The 1,056-nt window shown below is 46.0% G+C and carries 1 protein-coding gene; it reads left to right on the top strand.

Annotation, left to right across the window (positions count from 1 at the left end; genetic code table 11):
* Positions 1-34: 34 nt before the first annotated feature.
* The coding region (locus tag ACK8P7_RS10930) for a Mu transposase domain-containing protein (protein ID WP_410044228.1) at positions 35-1,056 on the top strand (1,022 nt) is incomplete at its 3' end.

Genomic DNA, 1,056 nt, shown 5'->3' with positions numbered 1-1,056 from the left:
CTTCACCATGGTAGATCCTGTTACCGGAGAAATCATGACCATCGTTGTCTTCGTAGCGATCCTTCCGTACTCTCAGTACATTTATGCAGAAGGAATGCTATCCACCAAAGAGCCACAGTGGATCGACGTGAATAATCACGCACTGGATTACTTTGGCGGCGTTCCGGCCTTAGTAGTCTGCGATAACTGTAAGCAGGCCGTTATTGTCAATCAGGACTGGATCGAGCCGGAGCTGAATAAGGATTATGCTGACTGGGCTGATCACTATGGTACCGTTATTCTGCCAGCCAAGGTTCGCAAGCCGAAGTTCAAAAGCTCCGTAGAAAACGCTGTTGGAATTCTGGAAAAAGGATTCTTCCACAAACTTGAAGAACGCCAGTATTTCTCGCTGGAACAGTTTAACCAGGATCTCTGGAAGGAACTGGAGACGCTGAACAAAGAGCCGTTCAAGAAGAAAGAACACAATCGATACTACTATTGGGAAGAGGAGAAACTTGAATTAATGCCGCTCCCTTCCACGCATTACGAGTACATGGAAAGAAGAACGGCAACTGTGTCAAGTGACTTCCACGTCCGCTTTGACAACGCTTATTATAGCGTGGATAAGGCGCATTTGCACAAGAAAGTATCTATTAAGGCATCCGCCACTGTCGTCCGCATTTACTCGCTTGCTGGAGAATTTCTTTGTGAATGGCCAAGAGCAACTCGGAAGGGACAGTGGTCTACGAATCCAGAGCACTTGCCGGATAATTACAAAGGATTCACCCAGTGGAATGGCCCATACTTCATTCAGAAAGCTCAGCTTATCGGAAAGAACACCGAGACAGTTATCCGAACCATCCTCAAGTCCAGGACCTATGAAGTCCAGACCTACCGTATGTGCATCGGGATTCTGAACTTCACAAAGAAGTACAGTAACAGGGCGCTTGAGGAGTGCTGCAAACAGGCAATCGAATTAAACAAACAGAAATACACTTTTATTAAAAATACGATTTCTGTTGTTGCAGATGACCTCGGAGAAGCAGGATACCGTTATTCGGTTCCATCAAAGAAAGC

This window comes from Oribacterium sp. P9 (assembly GCF_046365365.1).
Taxonomy (GTDB): domain Bacteria; phylum Bacillota; class Clostridia; order Lachnospirales; family Lachnospiraceae; genus Oribacterium.
Note: the sequence above shows the minus strand (reverse complement) of the source record. Positions and strands in the feature narration are given on the sequence as shown.